The organism is Arenibacter antarcticus (assembly GCF_041320605.1).
GTDB lineage: Bacteria > Bacteroidota > Bacteroidia > Flavobacteriales > Flavobacteriaceae > Arenibacter > Arenibacter antarcticus.
Genome location: NZ_CP166679.1, coordinates 4,101,426 through 4,119,233 on the forward strand (window position 1 = coordinate 4,101,426; position 17,808 = coordinate 4,119,233).

The following is a 17,808-nucleotide window of genomic DNA, read 5'->3' on the forward strand; positions in this document are numbered from 1 at the left end:
TATAACTTATTTCCATCCGCCCCCTAATGCTTCATATAAATCTACAACGGATTGTAATTGTCTATTTCTTGTATTTACTAGATCCAAGCTAGAATTTAAGGTGTTTTCCTGTGCCCGCAAGACCTCTAAATAATTTGCTAGACCATTATTCAATAATTCTTGAGAATACTCCGTAGCCAAGGCATAAGCGTCATATTCCTTTTGTTTTATGGCTATTTTTTCGGTTGCCGTACCAAAGGAATACATAGCATCCGATACTTCCCTGCTTGCAATTAGAATTGACTGTTTAAAATTTAAACTGGCCATTTCTTGCTGTGCCTTGGAAACCTCATATTGAGTGCGAATCTTTCGTCCATTTAATACAGGCTGTGCTAAGCCTCCTACTAGATTGGCAAAAAGGGAATTGGCATTGAACAATTGGTCTAAATCCAGACTCTGAAAGCCTCCTGTGGCCGAAAGAGTTAGGGAGGGATAAAAACTGCTCCTTGCTACATTAGAAAGTTCAAACGCCTTTCTCAATTCCAATTCCGCAACCATAACATCTGGGCGATTGTGCAAAAGCTGTGCTGGCACCCCAATAACTAGTTCTGTGGAAATGTTCTGGTCTTCTAAAAGGGTCCTTTCCTTAGCCGTTGGTGCCTCACCAAGTAGCACGGATAAGGTGTTTTCCAATAGGTATGCCTGATTATTCAGGTCTACCAATATGGCCTCTGCAGTATAGAGTTGTGCCTCAGTCTGTTTTACACCAACCTGGGTAACATTCCCGGCCTCCTTCAATGCTTTAGTAGTTTCCAGACTTTGTTTACGTGTAACTATAGTCTCTTTGGTAACCTCAATTTGCTCGTCCACGGTGAGCAACTGGTAATAGACCGATGCAATATTGGCTATTAGCCTTGTCTTCACAGCATGGTGGGCAGCAACTGTTTGTAAATATGAAGCTTGAAAAGCTCTTTTATTACTGCGGATCTTCCCCCATATATCTATTTCCCAAGCAAGATTTCCGCTAAGCCCGTACAGATCTTGAGAATTGCTTAAAGCACCTAAACTGCTATTCTTAGACAGTTCCTGATGGGTATACGTCGCATTGGCAGAAAGAGTTGGGAGATACCCAGCTTTTCCTTGCTTTAGGTAAGCCTCTGCAGCAACTATTTGCTGCAAGGCCACCCGTATATCTATATTATTGGCAAGTCCCTGCTCTATATACTGGGTAAGTACCGGGTCAGTAAAAAGTGCTCTCCATGAGACTTCTGCAACAGAAAGACTGTCCTGAGAAAGTTGGTCCGTTCTAAAGGTACCTTCTTCAATCTGAACCTGATCTGACTGTACATAGTCCTTTGCTGAAAAACAGGATACCAATAGTACTGGCATACTGGCAATAATTATATATTTCTTTAATCGTGCTGATTTCATAGTTTTATACTTCTTCTGGAATTTCTAAATGTTGATTTTTAGGCTTTCTGCTCACTTTTTCATCCAACCACTGGAACAAAATAAAGAGGATAGGGATAACAAATACGCCTAAAATAGTACCTATCAATAATCCTCCAACAGCTCCGGTTCCAATGGCACGGTTCCCCTCGGAACCAACACCAGTAGCCAAGACCAAAGGCAATAAACCAAAGATAAAGGCGAAAGAGGTCATCAAAATTGGTCGCAATCTAGCTTTTGCAGCGTCAATTGCGGAATCGAAGATTGTTTCTCCCTTCTTTCTTCTTTGTATGGCAAACTCCACAATCAAAATAGCATTCTTAGCCAAGAGCCCAATCAACATGATCAAAGCAATCTGGAAATAAATATTGTTTTCCAAACCTGCGAATTTAGTGGATATAAAGGCTCCAAATATTCCCAGTGGCAAGGAAAATAATACGGCAAAAGGTAATAAGTAACTTTCGTACTGGGCACTTAATAAGAAGTACACAAACACAATTACCAATATTAAAATAACGGTGGTTTGGTTCCCAGCATTGATCTCCTCACGAGTTAGTCCAGAATAAGCAGTGCTGAAATTGGCAGGTAACTCTGTAGAAACTTCCTCCACAGCAGAAATAGCATCCCCAGTACTAAATCCTGGATTTACGGCAGCTGTTATTTTGGTTGAATTAAAAAGGTTAAAACGAGTTACCGATTGCGGTCCAAAGACTCGCTCTACACTCACAAACTGAGTAATAGGAGCCATCTCCCCACTTTTCGTCTTCACATAAAGACTGTTTAAATCTTGCTTTTCGGCCCTACTTTCCGGTAAGGATTGAATATAGACCCTGTACTGCTTCCCGAAACGAGAGAAATCAGCCGCATAGATACTTCCTATATACCCTTGAAGCGTATTGAATATACTGTTTATATTTACGCCATAATCCTTTGCCAAGGGTACGTTAATATCCAACTTGTACTGTGGATATTCAGTGCTGAAGGAAGACTGCGCATACATAAGTTCTGGTCGTTGCATCAATTTTCCTATAAACTCTTTATTCACCTGATCCAGTTCACTAAAATCACCTCCGGACTGATCTAAAAGATTCACTTCTACTCCCGACGAGTTTCCAAAACCTGGAATACTCGGAGGGGAAAAGAAAATAATGTTAGCATCGGAAACTGTTGCTGCAATACCAAATAATTTTCCGGTAATAGCCTTGGTAGAAAGATCATCGGTTTCACGATCTTTCCATTCATCTAGTTTAATAAACCCTAGACCATAGTTGTTTCCCGCTCCATTAATGATACTAATTCCATTAATAAGAGTAACACTACTGACCCCTGGTAAATCTTTAACTTTACTGTATATTTCACGGTTTACTTCCGCCGTCCGGTCTATGGACGCCCCTGGAGGTAATTCGATATTGACAAATACCAATCCCCTATCTTCATCAGGTACAAATCCAGACGGAGTAGTATTGGAAGCCCAAACAATTCCCACAATAGAAGCTACAAGAATAGCTCCTGTGATCCATTTGTTACGGTACAAAAATCCAAGTGATTTTCCATATCGCCTTACGGTAGCATCAAAGCCAGCGTTAAAAGCACGGAAAAAGCGCTGTAGGAAGGTTTTTTTATTTTCTTCCTCTGTATGAGGTTTTAAAAGAAGAGCACATAATGCTGGACTTAAAGTAAGGGCATTAACGGCAGAAATGAGGATCGCCACAATAAGGGTTATCCCAAACTGTTCATAGAATACTCCAGTAGGACCAGTAATAAAGGTCACTGGTATAAATACCGCGGCCATAACTAGGGTAATAGAAATAATAGCCCCTGTAATTTCCTCCATTGCCTCAACGGTGGCCTTTTCTATATCCTTTGCTCCTTCGTCTATCTTGGCGTGTACCGCCTCTACTACCACAATGGCATCATCTACCACAATACCAATAGCCAACAATAGGGCAAAAAGCGTTAATAGGTTAATGGAATATCCAAAAAGGTTTAAGAAAAAGAAGGTACCTATGATCGATACTGGAACAGCAATCGCTGGAATTAAGGTGGATCTAAAATCCTGTAAGAAAATAAAGACCACTATAAAGACTAAAATAAAGGCTTCTATAAAAGTATGCACCACTTTCTCTACGGAAGCATTCAAAAACTCGTTAGTGTCATAAGGGATAACATATTTTATGCCCTCTGGGAAGCCTTTTTCCAAACTTCCCAGTTCACTCCTTATTTCCTCAATTATCTTTTGAGCATCGGAACCAGGAGTCTGATAAATAGCCATTGCTACACTGGGGTGTCCGTCCGTTTTAGCACTACTAGAATAAGATTGTGCATCCAATTCAACAGTGGCCACATCCCTTAATCGGAGATACTCCCCGTCACCTAGGGCCTTAATCACGATATCTCCATATTCTTTTTCGGTCCTGTAACGACCATCATAGGTAATTACATAGGAAAAAGCCTCTCCATGGTTTTCACCAATAGTACCTGCAGCAGCTTCTTGACTCTGTTCATTTATGGCCGCGGTAACATCGGAGGGAGATAAGCCATATGCAGCCATTTTATTAGGCTTTAACCACACGCGCATGGCGTAGTCCTTACTTCCAAATACGTTTACGTCTCCTACCCCTTCTACACGCTGGAAGGTAGGCACCACATTGATCTTTAGGTAATTCTGTAGAAAAACATCATTGTAATCTTCTGAATCAGAATAGAAACTAATGAACATTAAAGCACTTGTCTGCTGCTTTTGGGTAAGCACTCCTGTTTGCCTTACTGCCTGCGGTAGCATGGGATTTGCCCGTGCAACACGGTTCTGTACGTTTACCGCTGCAATATCTGGATCCACATCTTGGTTAAAATATACGGTAATGGCCGCAGTTCCGTTATTGGTGGCAGTAGAGGTAATATAGGTCATTCCCTCCACCCCATTTATCTGTTCCTCTAAAGGAATTATAACACTTTCTAATATGGTTGCCGCTGAGGCTCCAGGATAACTAGCCGTTACCTGTATAGTAGGGGGGGCGATATCGGGATATTGGGTGACCGATAGGGATCGTAAACCCAACAGCCCCAAAATCACAATAATTATGGATATTACCGTAGAAAGTACGGGACGGGTGATAAAAGTCTTAATCATGGTTTCTCTGTATTTCCTATTTTTTATTGAAACTCAGTTTGTCTAAGTTGAGCCACTTGTTCAAATTCTACCTTCTGTGGTGTAATGGAACTTCCATTTCTAAGTTTTCCAACACCTTTGGCAACAATGGTCTCTCCTTCTTGTAGTCCAGACTCCAAGATGTACATACTATCGGCATTACCTTTAATTCTTATGGCTTTGGAGGTTACCGTATTATCTTCGGAAAGCACATAGACAAAAGTCATTTCCTGTTGCTCAAAAGTGGCCTCTTGTGGCACCACAAGGACATTCTCAAAAACAGAAGGTACTTTTATAGTACCACTATTGCCATTGTTTAACAAGCCCGCGGTATTGTCAAATAACGCTCTAAAAGTTATTGTTCCTGTATTGGGATTTATCTGTGAGTTGATAGTTTCTATGGTGCCCTTTTGGTCATATTCCTTACCATTGGCCAATATCAGAGTTACCTCGGGTAAATTTGCTATCTTTTCTTGCTTGGTATTACCAGATGCATTTAGTAAAAAGTTTAGATACTCCTTCTCGTTCATGGAAAAATATGCATATACTTTACTGATATTAGAAACCGTAGAAAGTGGAGTCTGATTGGTAGGACTCACCAAGGCGCCTGTACGCATGCGTATTGCCCCTATATATCCGTCTACCGGACTAACAATGGTACCGTAGCCAATATTTGCCGCAATACTGTTATATCCACTCTTCGCTTGTTGTAATTTTGCCTTGGCGGTTTCCAATTGTACTTCGCTAATGATATTTTTAGCTACCAATGGTTGTAGTTTATTTACCTCCACCTGCGCCGCGTTAACATTGGCCTTTGCCGCTTCCGCATCTTGGTTCATAGATTGAGTCTCCAATTTAAAGAGCGCCTGACCTTTTCGTACTTTTTCCCCTTCATCAACTAAAACTTCAGTAATATAGCCAGAGATTTTGGCCCTCACCTCACTGTTTACAATTCCTTCTATATTAGTAGGATATGAGGCATATGTAGTTACGGTTTTAGTAGGAACATTCATTACTGGAAATGGAAGCGCAGGTCTTGCTTGCGCACTAATCTGTCCTGATTTATCGCTACCACAGGAAGCTAAAATCGTTAATAATAAAATGGGAATAGCAGTTTTAAAAGTTGTTTTCATATGTAGATATTTATTGCTTTTTAACGGGCATATGCGATTCGCATATCTTCATTCGTATTTGCGAGCAGTTTTCGGTCATGCTCATTTCATTTGGTGAGTAAATTATTCTTAGTTTAAAGTGAGCAATTAAATTATAGTCCGGAAGTTCTCCAGTATTGGGTATTGAATATGTTAATGGATTATTTAAGTTTGATTCTGTAGATCACTGATTTCCTGTACCTTTTTATTGATAGACTCTAACTGTGCTACCAAATAATCTTGATACATATTTCCCACAGTTTCATCATTATTATATTTATCAGGATTGTTCAATTTATTATAATCCCTGATCTTATTGATAACTTCTAACTCCTTATTAAGCAAATTTCCATGTTGTTTCATCGCATTCTTTACAAAGTTTGGGGAGGTTCTAAAGTATCGCTTCCTATCCCCCGACTTAGTATAGAATTCTACATAATCTAGTTGTAACAAGACATTTAAATTACTGGAAACCGAACTTTTACAAGCTTCTGTAATATCAATAATCTCGTCAAAAGTTAAGCCTTCATTAGAGGAGAGTATTAAAGTGGCATATATACGTGCGGCTAAGGGGGCTAGACCTGCCCTTTCACTTAAAATAAGGCCGATCTCCTCTATTAGTACTTTTTTCTCTTGGATTACCATTGACATACCTATCAAATTTTAACGCAAAGGTATGATTAGTTCGGAAATTTACGAACCAATGAAATATAAATTTTTGTTAATATGATAGCTGTCATCAAAAAAGAGTCCAATTAGTTTAAGGGAGGACGTTTAAGATCTTTGTTTTTCCCAATTAAATAGATTCCGATAAGAATCAGGATTCCACCCAACATATACCATATAGTAAAACGCTCCCCATCCAATAAACCCCAAATTACTGCCACCACTGGAAGTAAGTACGTAACGGTACTAGCAAATACGGGCGAAGTATTTTGTATAAGTTTATAGTATAATATCATGGCAATGGCAGTCCCCAAAATGGTTAAAATCCCTAAGTATCTCAAGGCTTCATAGGATTCAGCGTTTGCCTCAAAGTTTTGGAAAAAACCAGAAGAAAATAGAATCATAAACGAAGGGACCATCCATACCGTGAATACTGCGCTAGATAATTCTAGGAAGGGAAGCTCCTGTAATTTTTCTTTAATGATAAGGGCACTTATAGCATAACAAGCGGTAGCCAGAACAACTAATAAGGCATAGAAAAATTGGGAATCCTCTGTGCTGGTTTCCGAAAAGAACATGAGGCTTGCTGCCCCGATAAAACCAATAATTGCTCCAATAAATTGTATCCATCTACTGCGGATCCCAAAAAATAAAAATCCGAATATCAGCACAAAAACAGGGACCAAGGAATCCAATATTCCAGCAAGGGAGCTACTTACTTGGGTTTGCGCCAAGGGAAAAAGGAACATGGGGAAAAAATTTCCAAAAAAACCAGTCAGGATAACCCAAAACAACAATTTCTTAGGCATTTTTCTCAACGCAGGAATCCCAATATATGCCATAATCAGGCCAGATACGCCAACACGGATGGCGCCAATTTCGTAAGGAGTATATACTAATAAAGATTTTTTAATCAGAATAAAAGAGCTACCCCAAGTCAGTGCTATAACAATGAGGAGAAACCATTTGTTTTCGACTATTTTTTCCATAATCCGGTAACGTTAAAAAGCAATTGCTCGGAGCAATTGCTTTTTAAAATATTTAATATTCCCTTTATTCTCAGGGGTAGCTTACCTCCTGATAAAAGTAGTATGGTTAACCTTAATCTAGATAAACTGCCTCAAACACGGCCAGAGGTGCCCTTCTACCCACATTGAGCATTAAGGTATCACCATCAATGGTATAGTTGTCGGACAATTCGAAAACTTTTAAAAACTCGGCTTCGCTCACCGCTATATCAGGACAGGCCTTAAGTGTAGATAGTAGTTGTGTAAATCTGATGCGATTCCCTTCTTCAAGGCTATACTCACCTCCAAAAGTATTACAGCCTGCGAAACCAACAACTCTATTTTCATCAGTCTTAAGCATAAAATAAATCTCACGCTCTTGATTATCAGCCATTTTCACTTCCTTGCCCTCCAAAGTCTTCAATTTCCAATATTTTTCCGTTATCAGATCTTTTTGTATTTCTGCCATTTTAAAAACCGCTAAGGGAGCCCTTCGTCCTACATTCAATGAAAGAGTATTTCCATTAAGGGTAAAGTTGTCTGCCAAATGAAACGCCTCCAAAACTTGAGATTCTTCAATGGTCATATCTGGACAGGCCATGCGAGTTGTCCCCATATTAGTGAAGCGAATTCTATTCCCATCCTCCAAGATAAAGCTACCAAATCCCGTATTACATCCGAAAAAACCACTAAAGGTATTGTCCTTACTGTTTAAAAGAAAATTAATATTCTTGTTCTCCCCTTGGTCTACATCTACTTTTTCCCCTTCAAGTTCCGTAAGTATCCATTGGGTATCGGTTAAACTTGCTTGTATTTCCATTTCACTTTTTGAGGCTGTTTCAGTAGCTAGTTTTTTTTGAGTAGTACAACTAATGGCACTAATGGTCAATAGCAATATAGGAATCAATTTTGTCTTCATAAATTATATAATGTTTAGTATACTTTGCAAAGATATTTATTAGTTCGTAACTATTAGAACTAACTAAAATAAAATTTTGTTAAATTTAAATTCGAGCAAGGTAGTTCGGTACTGTGACTATGGGTTTTTATCCTCCAGAAAATCGGACATTTTCTTCAGGGTGCTTTCTACTAGTTTTTGTTGCGCCTTTAGGTAATCTTGCATAATGGTGCCCATAGATTTTTCATTTACGAATTTCTCGGGATAATGTTCCTGATTGTACGTGTTTATTTTGGCAATTAGGCCCACTTCATTATTTAAGGTCAGTGCATATTGATTTAAATAATTCTTCTGAAAATATTTAGCGACTTTAAAGTACCTTTTACGATCCCCAGGTCTGGTATAGTATTCTACAAATTTAAGCTGTGTAAGCACATTGAGATTAATTGAGGTTGAACTCTTACTGGAACCTAAGGCTTCCCTCACCTGCTCAAAAGTTAAACCATCATAAGACGAAAGTGTCAAGAGCGCATAAATTCTCGCTGCAAGTGGGGACACCCCCATACGGTCTCCAATACCTAGACCAATCTCTTCAATAAGTTGTTTTTTTACTTCTGTAATATTCAAGTTAATGATTCTTTAGATAGTTTCTGCTAAGGTATAACTAGTTAACAATATAGTAAACTTATTTACTTTATAAACCTAGATTTAGGGAAATGCAGAACTTTTCACGGATGATGGTCTATTGATTTTGCAATGAACCCATTATCGGTAACTAATATCTAAAATTTCAAAAACACGATTTTCATTTGCCAATTGTAATACTGCCTTATCCCCTACCCTTTTTTCTATCAGAATTTTTGCAATAGGAGAGATAAATGCAATTTTTCCTTTTGTAATATCAGCTTCATCCACACCAACGATCTGAAATTTTTGAGTTTTATTTGTCGCCATTACCCTCAGGACAACCATTGCGCCGAACCTAACTTCATCTTTTGGTTGCTCGTGCAAATGGATTATTTTGGCCGTAGAAATCCTATTGTTCAGTAATTGTAATTTAGCATTGATATGGTTCACCGCTATTCTACGTTCACTTTCGTTGGCACTGTCTAAATTCGCAATTTCTTCCATAAGTTCCTTTTTTTCATCCAATAGTGCATTCATTCCTGTTTGGGTCACATAATTGGTAACCCCATCTGGTAAGTCGGCCCTAGGTGGTACTAACGGAATTTCTTCTTGATCATCCTCTCTTACAAATCCCCTGCTCATGATTTTGCTTTTGTTGTAATAACCTTACCTATTATTATTCCTACTAATTTAGTAACTTATTACAGTTTATTAAATATCTTCTATACAAACAAATAAAACGAAATTTTCACGATTAAACCTCCCAATAGGAATTCATTTCATTTCCTTTTCCCCCTCTACTTTGTTGAGTTTTAGGATTTTTAGTCCCACTGCCATCAATACTATAGAGATAGGTAGTATTAATAATTCCCAGCTCAGGTTACCAATATTGACAAATACCACCTCCAAGAATTTTACAAAAAGGATGATCACGATTACCTCACCTAAAATGTTCTTTAAATGGCCAATGTTTGGGGTTTTGATCCAGTTAAGGACCCCGCTGCTCTCGCTGCTAGTGGTATTGGAAATAAATAGGGTATACACCCCGCGGGCAAAAATGAACAGCACCAAAGCGATCAGAAAGGTATCCAATGATTTGATAAGATAGGTAATACCGATATCTACGGTGTGCAAATGGGCCTTGTCCTTTGGGATATACCCCAAAAAGAATACCCGAAACGCGTTCAGCGTTTTTAAGGCCCCCATAATAAAAAGGAGCAGGGATCCTAAAAGTGAAAACAATATCGCTATCCAACTGATATAGCGAAAGGCGTAAAACGGTTTATTCATAATTATATTTTTGTGTTCACGGCTTGTGAGCCGACTTCTGATAAAAGCAACAAAACCCCGGTTGTCCGGGGTTATGCAAAGTGCTTAAACTTATATTTCAATTAAAAGAATCCCATAGGTTTCTTATCGTAAGAGATCAACATGTTTTTTACAACACGGTAATGATCTAAGGCCATTTTATGGTTTTCACGACCAAATCCTGATTCCTTAACGCCACCAAAGGGAGCGTGTGCAGGATAGGTATGGTATTGGTTAACCCAGACCCTACCCGCTTGGATAGCACGTGGTACCTGAAACAATTCGTGAGCATCACGGGACCAAACACCGGCACCTAATCCGTAAGGGGTATCATTGGCTATAGAGATGGCTTCTTCAGTAGAGCTGAAGGTTGTCAAGGCTACAACCGGTCCAAAAATCTCTTCCTGGAATACACGCATATTATTCTGTCCTTTCAATACCGTAGGTTGGATGTAATATCCTTCAGAAAGTTCCCCATCGTAATTACCGGCGTCTCCACCTGCCAATACGGTTGCACCCTCTTCTTTACCTATGTCGATATAGCTAAGTATTTTATCGTACTGCGCCTTGGATACTTGGGAACCGATCATAGTTTCTGGATCCAATGGGTTACCTGTCTTAACCGCCTTTAAGCGTTCCTGCATCCTTTCTATGAAAAGATCCGCTATACTTTCGTGTACTAAAATTCGCGATGGAGCAGTACAAATCTCTCCTTGGTTAAGTGCGAACATTAACGCGCCTTCAATAGCTTTGCTAAAGAATTCATCGTCGTGATCTGCTACCGATGGGAAGAAAATGTTTGGAGATTTCCCACCTAGTTCCATAGTTACAGGGATAATGTTCTCGGCTGCATTGTGGTAAACTTTACGACCTGTTTCTGTAGACCCAGTAAATGAAAGTTTTGCAATACGGGTAGACGTTGCCAAGGCTTGTCCAGCTTCTGCACCAAAACCAGTTACGATATTTAAAACACCTGCAGGCAGTAGGTCACCTATAAGCTCCATTAGTGCAATGACACTGGTGGGGGTTTGTTCTGCTGGTTTAACCACAGCGGTACAACCTGCGGCCAAAGCAGGAGCAATTTTCCAGGCCAACATTAACATTGGGAAGTTCCATGGAATAATTTCACCAACAACACCAATTGGTTCGTGCAATACAATACTTACCGTGTTTTTGTCGTGCTCTGAAATTGTTCCTTCATCTGCACGTATAACGCCTGCGAAATAACGGAAGTGATCAATTGCGTAAGGAATATCTGCGGCACGGGATTCGCGAATTGGTTTTCCGTTATCGATAGTTTCTAAAGTTGCCAAGTATTCAAAGTTGTCCTCCATTACCTGTGCAATCTTCAAAAGCGCATTACTGCGTTCTGTAGCTGAAGAAGTACTCCAAGTTGGGAATGCTTCGTGTGCTGCGTCAAGAGCAAGATCGATATCTTCTTTAGTTGAACGGGCCGCTTGGGTAAATACTTTTCCATCTACCGGCGATACGTTATCAAAATACTGTCCTTTTACGGGAGCGACGAACTTTCCGCCGATGAAGTTCCCGTATCTCTCTTTAAATTTGGGTTTTGTTACATTTGCCATAGTTATATATTTAATTTTAGTTCTTAATTAATGCTTGCTAAAACAAGCCTTGTGCAGTACTACTACAAAGGTAGGCAGAGTTATTACCTTACTATTTACTGATACAGTTCAATAACTTATGAAAACAGGTCAATGTGGGTTTTTATGGGAAGTAGAAAAAATATCAAGCCATTAATGAGCTAAAATACAGCTACTTGTATACAGTTGTTCTGATTTTAAATATCAGTTGGACTAATTCCGAACTTATTCTTAAAGGCTATACTAAAGTTAGACAGGTTGTTATAGCCAATATCTAAATAGATATCAGATGCTTTTAAATCGCCTCCCTGCAAGAGTGTTTTAGCTTTTTGAAGTCGTTTGTCTTGCAGCCATTTTCCGGGCGCTACATTATATTCCGAGCTAAAATGACGCTTAAAAGTAGATAAGCTCATATGACATAAGAAGGCTATTTCTTCCAATTTTAAATTAGAATACACATTGCTTTCTACAATTTTTTTAAAGGGGGAAATCTCTTTAGAGATTAAGGATTGTAAGTAAAACTCTAGTTTATTACCATACTTATTAAGTAAATAGAGCATTATTTCTTCAAATTTTAAAGATAATAAAGCATCGCTATAACTGTGATTTGTATAGATGTTAGATGACAAAGAATTTAAATAAGCAGCAATATAATCGTCGTTTTCGATAATGAAATAGGGGATTTCTTCTTGAAAAGGTTTTATGCCATTGGTATATTTACTTAGAAAATCAGTGAGCTTTTTTTCCGAAAAAAAGAAAAGTTTACAATAATAAATAGCGTCTGTATCCAACAGTTCGGTCCATAACCAATTGCCTTTTTTAAGCAAAAGGGATTGTTGTTTATTCACGGCGACCGAAGTATCGGCAAAATGGACCTGCTTTTTACCCTCCTTTAAAAAACTGAACATATTCATGCTTAGGTTAACTTTACTTTTAACGACATTACTGGTCATTTTAAAGTCGTGCACAAATAGATCCATGGTTACTTCTGGTTCGCTAAGATATATTTCGGGGATGTTCTCTATTGCCATTGGTTGCTTCCTTTACTTCTAAAAGTACCTCAATCTATACTAAAATGTTAAACTTATATCTCTTTTCCTAACTATTTACTCGGATTATTGATCTATTGCAAGGATCAGCAGCGGATACGATTAAAGTCCATTGATTTTATAGGCCGTCAAATCGTGCTACATCAACGAAGGACAAATTTAAACGGGGCCGAATACAAATCATCTTAATGCTTTGTATATTTTCGTATTACCAATACAATTAATCCAATTGTAATAAAATGCCAGAAAAAAGGCCAACTATTAAGAAGGGAAAATTTAGTGCCAACGATATATTATTGATTGCCGGCATCCTTTTTATTGCCATTAACCTACGCCCGGCTCTTGCTAGTGTAGGTCCATTGATAAACCATATTAGGGTTGCTACGGGGCTTTCCAGTTCTATGTTGGGTTTATTGACTACTTTGCCGTTGATTGCATTTGGGGTAGTCTCTTCCCTGACCCCTTTGTTTACAAGGCGTTTTGGAATCGCTTACACCTTATTTGGTGCCTTATTATTAATGACTATAGGGATTGGTATTAGATCCTTGCAAGGCATATTACCCCTTTATTTGGGGACCCTCATGTTTGGTATTGCCATAGCTTTTGGCAATGTATTACTACCTAGTCTTACGAAACGAAATTTCTCATCAAACTCGGGTTTTGTTACCAGTCTTTATTCTAGTGTAATGGCCATCGGAGCTTCCTTGGCCGCAGGAATCAGTGTACCCTTGGCCGATGGGACGGATTTGGGCTGGAGGGGCTCTTTGGCAGTGTGGTCCATATTGGCTTTGATCGGTTTATTACTATGGATTCCCCAACTTTCCCGGATGGGTATATCTGACCAAAAACGCAGTTATAGGGCAGCAATGAAAGCGCTAGGCAAAGCACCTAAAGCATGGAAAATTGCCTTTTTTATGGGCTTGCAATCCTTTACCTTTTATGTAATCCTAGCATGGCTCCCCGCTATTGTCCAAAGCCGTGGGTATGATGCAGATTATGCGGGGTGGATGCTTTCCCTATCTCAGGCAACGGGAATTCTTGGGTCTATAATTATTCCACAGTGGGCTGGAAAAAAACGAGATCAACGCAATATTGTAGTTATTTTGATGCTAGTGGAGAGTATTGGTGTTTTAGGTTTGTTACTTCCATCTCTTGGTTTTATTGCACTATGGGTTTCCCTAATCGGGTTTGTTTTAGGAGGTACTTTTGGTCTGGCGTTGCTTTTTATCGTCTTAAGATCCAAGGATGCAGATACCGCTACGGAACTTTCAGGGATGGCACAATCCATCGGCTACCTAGTAGCCGCTACTGGACCCATTATTTTTGGCAGTCTTTTTGATTTTACCAGAGGGTGGACCTACTCCCTAATCCTGCTTTTTGTAGTTATCATCTTTAAAATGTATATGGGGATAGGTGCAGGAAAACCGGGGAAGTTATAATTATTGCCCTTGATCATCTAAAAAAGGTAAACCTTCCTTTTTTCTCTGTTTAAAGCACTGAGATTATTCAATGCCTTTCTCCTTAGCACTTATTTTTAGACCACGTTCAATATGATTTTCTATCTTTAACTATTATTTATTTTTCATCAGTTTATAATGACCCCGCTAAATTACAGTCACGGTTTATACAGATTCCACTATCATTGGAAGTCCGCCTTAAGCTTCTTTTTCCTTTTTTTGTTTCTCTTAAGCTGTTCTGGTCAAAATGAGCCAATTAGACCCAACATTATCCTGATTTCCGTTGACGATATGGGCTGGTCCGATCTAGGGTGTTATGGAGGAGAAATAAGTACCCCAAATATTGATAAGCTGGCCATAAATGGAATGCGATTTAGGAGTTTCTATAATGCAGGAAAATGTTTTCCTTCTAGGGCCGCCTTATTAACTGGCGTGTATGCCCAAGATTGTGGCTATGACAAAACACATACCAATCCCATCCGCAATGCGGTAACTTTGGGAGAGGTTTTACAGGATGCGGGATATGCCACCTATTTTTCTGGGAAGCATCACGGAATTGATAATCCCTACAATAGGGGATTTCAACGTTTTTACGGTTTAATAGATGGGGCATTCAACCACTTTAACCCTGGAAAGCAAAGAGAAGGAGAACCAAAACCTGCACAAAAGAGGAATGATCGGCAATGGGGAATAGATAGCACTATTTTTAAACCCTATACCCCAAAGGAACGGGATTTTTATTCTACGGATTATTTCACCAACTATGCCTTGGATTATATGGAGGAAAGCAAAATGAAAAATGAACCTTTTTTTTTATACCTCTCCTATACGGCACCACATGATCCGCTAATGGCTTGGCCAGAGGACATAGCGAAGTACAAGGGGAAATACGACCTTGGTTATGGCTATATTAGACAACAAAGGTTTGAAAAACAAAAGTCACTTGGACTATTGGATAATATGATAACACTCCCTGAACCCACTCATAAGAATTGGGATAGCCTATCCCCTATCGAGCAAGAGTATGAAGCTTCCGTCATGGAGGTATACGCTGCTATGGTAGATCGGATTGATCAGAATATAGGTCGACTCTTGGCGAAACTAGATAAAATAGGAGCTGCCGAAAACACCATTATCCTCTTTGTTTCGGACAACGGGGCCTCAGCGGAGATTGTGGATTTAGAAAACGATGATAATTCTGCGCCCTTAGGCGCTATGGCAAGATGGACCTCCCTGAGAAAGGACTGGGCCAATGTAGCCAATACCCCCTTTAGACTTTACAAAAATCACAATTACGAAGGAGGCATCAACAGTCCCCTTATTGCTTATTGGCCAAACAAGATTAAACCCAACACCTTTACCAACTACCCAGGGCATTTTATAGACTTCATGTCCACTTTTCTGGAATTATCTGGGGCTAGTTATCCAGATGTATACAATGGAGAGAAAATTACTCCCTTACGAGGAAAAAGCCTAGTAGCTGTTTTTAAGAATCCTGATATGGACCGGGAAGGTCCTTTATTCTGGGAATGGAGAGGTAGTCAGGCCGTACGACTAAACAACTGGAAAATTGTACGGAACGGTAAAAATTCCCAATGGGATTTATACAATATGACAAATGATCCTACAGAGATCCAGAATCTAGCAGAAGAGAAAAAGGAAAAAGTACTGGAATTAGATCGCATTTATACTGAATGGATTATAAAGTACCGGTGAAATTGAGGATATTATTTTCTTAATAAATTTCGAGATCTGCACAGTAGTGATTCCAAACAAATAATGAATAGAAAGTCGTTTTTGGCTATCGATAAAAATCCTGATCGTTTTATTTTAGAATAAGATTACTAAAAGTGAAGAAATAACTATAACCTCACAATTGAATTTTAAAGAATATTAGTATTTTTGACTAGAACTGCATATTACTTTATCAAATAATTATAATGATAAAAAAAAGAATACTTACCCCTTTACTAAATTTTTCTAAAATAGAAAGTTTTAGTGGCATCTTATTATTTACTGCAACCATCATTGCAATGCTATGGGCAAATTCGAGTTATGGCGAATCCTATCAAGCCTTATGGCAATTTCACTTAGGTATTAGTTCAGAGACTTTTGGTTTTAGTCTGCCGCTGATCCTATGGGTCAATGATGCCTTAATGGTGCTCTTCTTCTTTTTAATTGGATTAGAAATTAAACGGGAGCTCTTGATTGGGGAATTAAACAGTTTACGTAAAGCCGCATTACCAATGTTTGCGGCCGTAGGTGGCATGTTGATCCCTATGAGTATATTTCTTTTTCTAAACAACTCGCCAGAAACACATGCTGGATGGGGTATTCCAATGGCAACAGATATCGCATTTTCCCTAGCTATCCTGAAGGTCTTGGGTAATAGAGTCCCCTTAAGTCTAAAGATATTTCTAACTGCCTTTGCCATAGTGGATGATTTAGGTGCGGTTATTGTAATCGCCTTATTCTATAGCACAGGAATCGATTGGATGCTACTTTTTTACGCCTTTGTCCTCTTAGGTGTGCTTTTCTATCTATCTTATCGCAATTTGTACTCCAGACCTCTCATGATCCTATTAGGGTTTGTGATTTGGATCTTATTTTTCGCATCGGGTATCCATCCAACAATCGCTGGTGTTTTACTGGCATTCACCGTCCCATTGAGACAAAGGATCGATATGGATTCTTTTATGAAGAAGCTTTCAGATATTTCAAAAGGCTTTGCTCAAACTAAAAGGGATTATCTTCCTGTTCTATCGAGTGAACAAATCGTGAAAATGGACGAACTGGAGGCTTTGGGTAACAAATTTAAATCGCCCTTACAACGATCCGAGCATAAGCTACACGGATGGGTTGCGTATTTTATTATGCCTGTTTTTGCCCTAGCAAATGCGGGAGTGGCATTGGGTACGGACATAGAACTGGATACCGATTTATTGTTCCATATTGCCATTGCCTTATTTCTCGGTAAATTAATAGGGGTTACACTAATGTCCTGGATTGGAGTGAAATTGAAACTTGCAATTTTGCCTGGTGATATAACTTTTAAGCAAATTATAGGAGTTGCTATTCTTGCCGGCGTTGGTTTTACTATGTCGATTTTTATCGCCAACCTAGCATTTGCCGATAACATAAGTTATATAGACTCCGCAAAAGTGGGCATTATTGTTGGTTCGAGTATTTCGGGAGTCATCGGATACATAGTTTTAAGGCTAACTAGTACTGTAAAAGTTAGTAAGAAAGAACCAAAACATGTACCTGTAGAATAATTTATAATTCTTAAATTAAATTTCCACTTGGTCTGTCCTAAACGCGTTTTAGGGGAGTTAAACCCATCTGTCTTAATGTGAAACCACCAATCCCCAACTGGGGACAGAGCTCATGTAATGCAGTGATGGGAGGTCTAAACAATATCACTTTTGATTTAAATTCCTGCGGTCTGTAAAAGATTAGAAATTT

At 39.0% G+C, this 17,808-nt stretch carries 14 protein-coding genes; 3 read left to right on the plus strand and 11 right to left on the minus strand.

Annotated elements, in window-relative coordinates; genetic code table 11:
* Positions 1-6: 6 nt before the first annotated feature.
* The 11 genes from KCTC52924_RS16870 to KCTC52924_RS16920 form a co-directional block, all read right to left on the minus strand.
* On the minus strand, positions 7-1,410 hold the full coding sequence (locus tag KCTC52924_RS16870) for an efflux transporter outer membrane subunit (RefSeq protein WP_251805932.1): 1,404 nt from the start codon (positions 1,408-1,410) through the stop codon (positions 7-9).
* A 4-nt stretch (positions 1,411-1,414) separates the two neighbouring features.
* On the minus strand, positions 1,415-4,558 hold the full coding sequence (locus tag KCTC52924_RS16875) for an efflux RND transporter permease subunit (protein WP_251805933.1): 3,144 nt from the start codon (positions 4,556-4,558) through the stop codon (positions 1,415-1,417).
* A 23-nt stretch (positions 4,559-4,581) separates the two neighbouring features.
* The gene (locus tag KCTC52924_RS16880; RefSeq protein WP_251805934.1) at positions 4,582-5,709 is read right to left on the minus strand and encodes an efflux RND transporter periplasmic adaptor subunit; all 1,128 of its coding nucleotides are present in this window, start codon (positions 5,707-5,709) and stop codon (positions 4,582-4,584) included.
* A gap of 183 nt (positions 5,710-5,892) precedes the next feature.
* Complete coding sequence (locus KCTC52924_RS16885; RefSeq protein WP_251805935.1) at positions 5,893-6,378, minus strand: GbsR/MarR family transcriptional regulator; 486 nt, start codon at positions 6,376-6,378, stop codon at positions 5,893-5,895.
* Between the two features lie 104 nt (positions 6,379-6,482).
* A complete protein-coding gene (locus tag KCTC52924_RS16890) occupies positions 6,483-7,382 on the minus strand; it encodes a DMT family transporter (protein ID WP_251805936.1) in 900 nt (299 codons plus the stop codon).
* Between the two features lie 112 nt (positions 7,383-7,494).
* Positions 7,495-8,319 (minus strand): META domain-containing protein, encoded by an 825-nt coding sequence (locus tag KCTC52924_RS16895; RefSeq protein ID WP_251805937.1) that lies wholly within the window; start codon positions 8,317-8,319, stop codon positions 7,495-7,497.
* A 117-nt stretch (positions 8,320-8,436) separates the two neighbouring features.
* Positions 8,437-8,925 carry a GbsR/MarR family transcriptional regulator gene (locus tag KCTC52924_RS16900; RefSeq protein WP_251805938.1) on the minus strand — a complete coding sequence of 163 codons (489 nt, stop codon included), beginning with the start codon at positions 8,923-8,925 and terminating at the stop codon, positions 8,437-8,439.
* A gap of 138 nt (positions 8,926-9,063) precedes the next feature.
* Positions 9,064-9,567 carry a GreA/GreB family elongation factor gene (locus tag KCTC52924_RS16905; RefSeq protein ID WP_251805939.1) on the minus strand — a complete coding sequence of 168 codons (504 nt, stop codon included), beginning with the start codon at positions 9,565-9,567 and terminating at the stop codon, positions 9,064-9,066.
* A gap of 132 nt (positions 9,568-9,699) precedes the next feature.
* Positions 9,700-10,215 carry a YqhA family protein gene (locus KCTC52924_RS16910; protein WP_251805940.1) on the minus strand — a complete coding sequence of 172 codons (516 nt, stop codon included), beginning with the start codon at positions 10,213-10,215 and terminating at the stop codon, positions 9,700-9,702.
* Between the two features lie 101 nt (positions 10,216-10,316).
* Positions 10,317-11,819: an aldehyde dehydrogenase family protein gene (locus KCTC52924_RS16915; protein ID WP_251805941.1), complete on the minus strand. Its 1,503-nt coding sequence runs from the start codon at positions 11,817-11,819 to the stop codon at positions 10,317-10,319.
* A 215-nt stretch (positions 11,820-12,034) separates the two neighbouring features.
* Entirely contained in the window at positions 12,035-12,868 is an 834-nt protein-coding gene (locus KCTC52924_RS16920; protein ID WP_251805942.1) for an AraC family transcriptional regulator, read from the minus strand.
* A 257-nt stretch (positions 12,869-13,125) separates the two neighbouring features.
* Between KCTC52924_RS16920 and KCTC52924_RS16925 the strand changes: the two genes are divergently transcribed.
* From KCTC52924_RS16925 to nhaA, 3 genes are all read left to right on the plus strand, one after another.
* Positions 13,126-14,325: an MFS transporter gene (locus tag KCTC52924_RS16925; protein ID WP_251805943.1), complete on the plus strand. Its 1,200-nt coding sequence runs from the start codon at positions 13,126-13,128 to the stop codon at positions 14,323-14,325.
* A gap of 237 nt (positions 14,326-14,562) precedes the next feature.
* A complete protein-coding gene (locus tag KCTC52924_RS16930; protein WP_251805944.1) occupies positions 14,563-16,059 on the plus strand; it encodes an arylsulfatase in 1,497 nt (498 codons plus the stop codon).
* Between the two features lie 224 nt (positions 16,060-16,283).
* A complete protein-coding gene (gene nhaA, locus KCTC52924_RS16935; RefSeq protein ID WP_251805945.1) occupies positions 16,284-17,618 on the plus strand; it encodes a Na+/H+ antiporter NhaA in 1,335 nt (444 codons plus the stop codon).
* Positions 17,619-17,808 lie beyond the last annotated feature (190 nt).

What these genes read in the sequence shown, in the direction of transcription:
- KCTC52924_RS16870 (WP_251805932.1), bottom strand. Translation starts at nt 1,410, where the DNA reads ATGAAATCAGCACGATTAAAGAAATATATAATTATTGCCAGTATGCCA.
- KCTC52924_RS16875 (WP_251805933.1), bottom strand. Translation starts at nt 4,558, where the DNA reads ATGATTAAGACTTTTATCACCCGTCCCGTACTTTCTACGGTAATATCC.
- KCTC52924_RS16880 (WP_251805934.1), bottom strand. Translation starts at nt 5,709, where the DNA reads ATGAAAACAACTTTTAAAACTGCTATTCCCATTTTATTATTAACGATT.
- KCTC52924_RS16885 (WP_251805935.1), bottom strand. Translation starts at nt 6,378, where the DNA reads ATGTCAATGGTAATCCAAGAGAAAAAAGTACTAATAGAGGAGATCGGC.
- KCTC52924_RS16890 (WP_251805936.1), bottom strand. Translation starts at nt 7,382, where the DNA reads ATGGAAAAAATAGTCGAAAACAAATGGTTTCTCCTCATTGTTATAGCA.
- KCTC52924_RS16895 (WP_251805937.1), bottom strand. Translation starts at nt 8,319, where the DNA reads ATGAAGACAAAATTGATTCCTATATTGCTATTGACCATTAGTGCCATT.
- KCTC52924_RS16905 (WP_251805939.1), bottom strand. Translation starts at nt 9,567, where the DNA reads ATGAGCAGGGGATTTGTAAGAGAGGATGATCAAGAAGAAATTCCGTTA.
- KCTC52924_RS16910 (WP_251805940.1), bottom strand. Translation starts at nt 10,215, where the DNA reads ATGAATAAACCGTTTTACGCCTTTCGCTATATCAGTTGGATAGCGATA.
- KCTC52924_RS16915 (WP_251805941.1), bottom strand. Translation starts at nt 11,819, where the DNA reads ATGGCAAATGTAACAAAACCCAAATTTAAAGAGAGATACGGGAACTTC.
- KCTC52924_RS16920 (WP_251805942.1), bottom strand. Translation starts at nt 12,868, where the DNA reads ATGGCAATAGAGAACATCCCCGAAATATATCTTAGCGAACCAGAAGTA.
- KCTC52924_RS16925 (WP_251805943.1), top strand. Translation starts at nt 13,126, where the DNA reads ATGCCAGAAAAAAGGCCAACTATTAAGAAGGGAAAATTTAGTGCCAAC.
- nhaA (WP_251805945.1), top strand. Translation starts at nt 16,284, where the DNA reads ATGATAAAAAAAAGAATACTTACCCCTTTACTAAATTTTTCTAAAATA.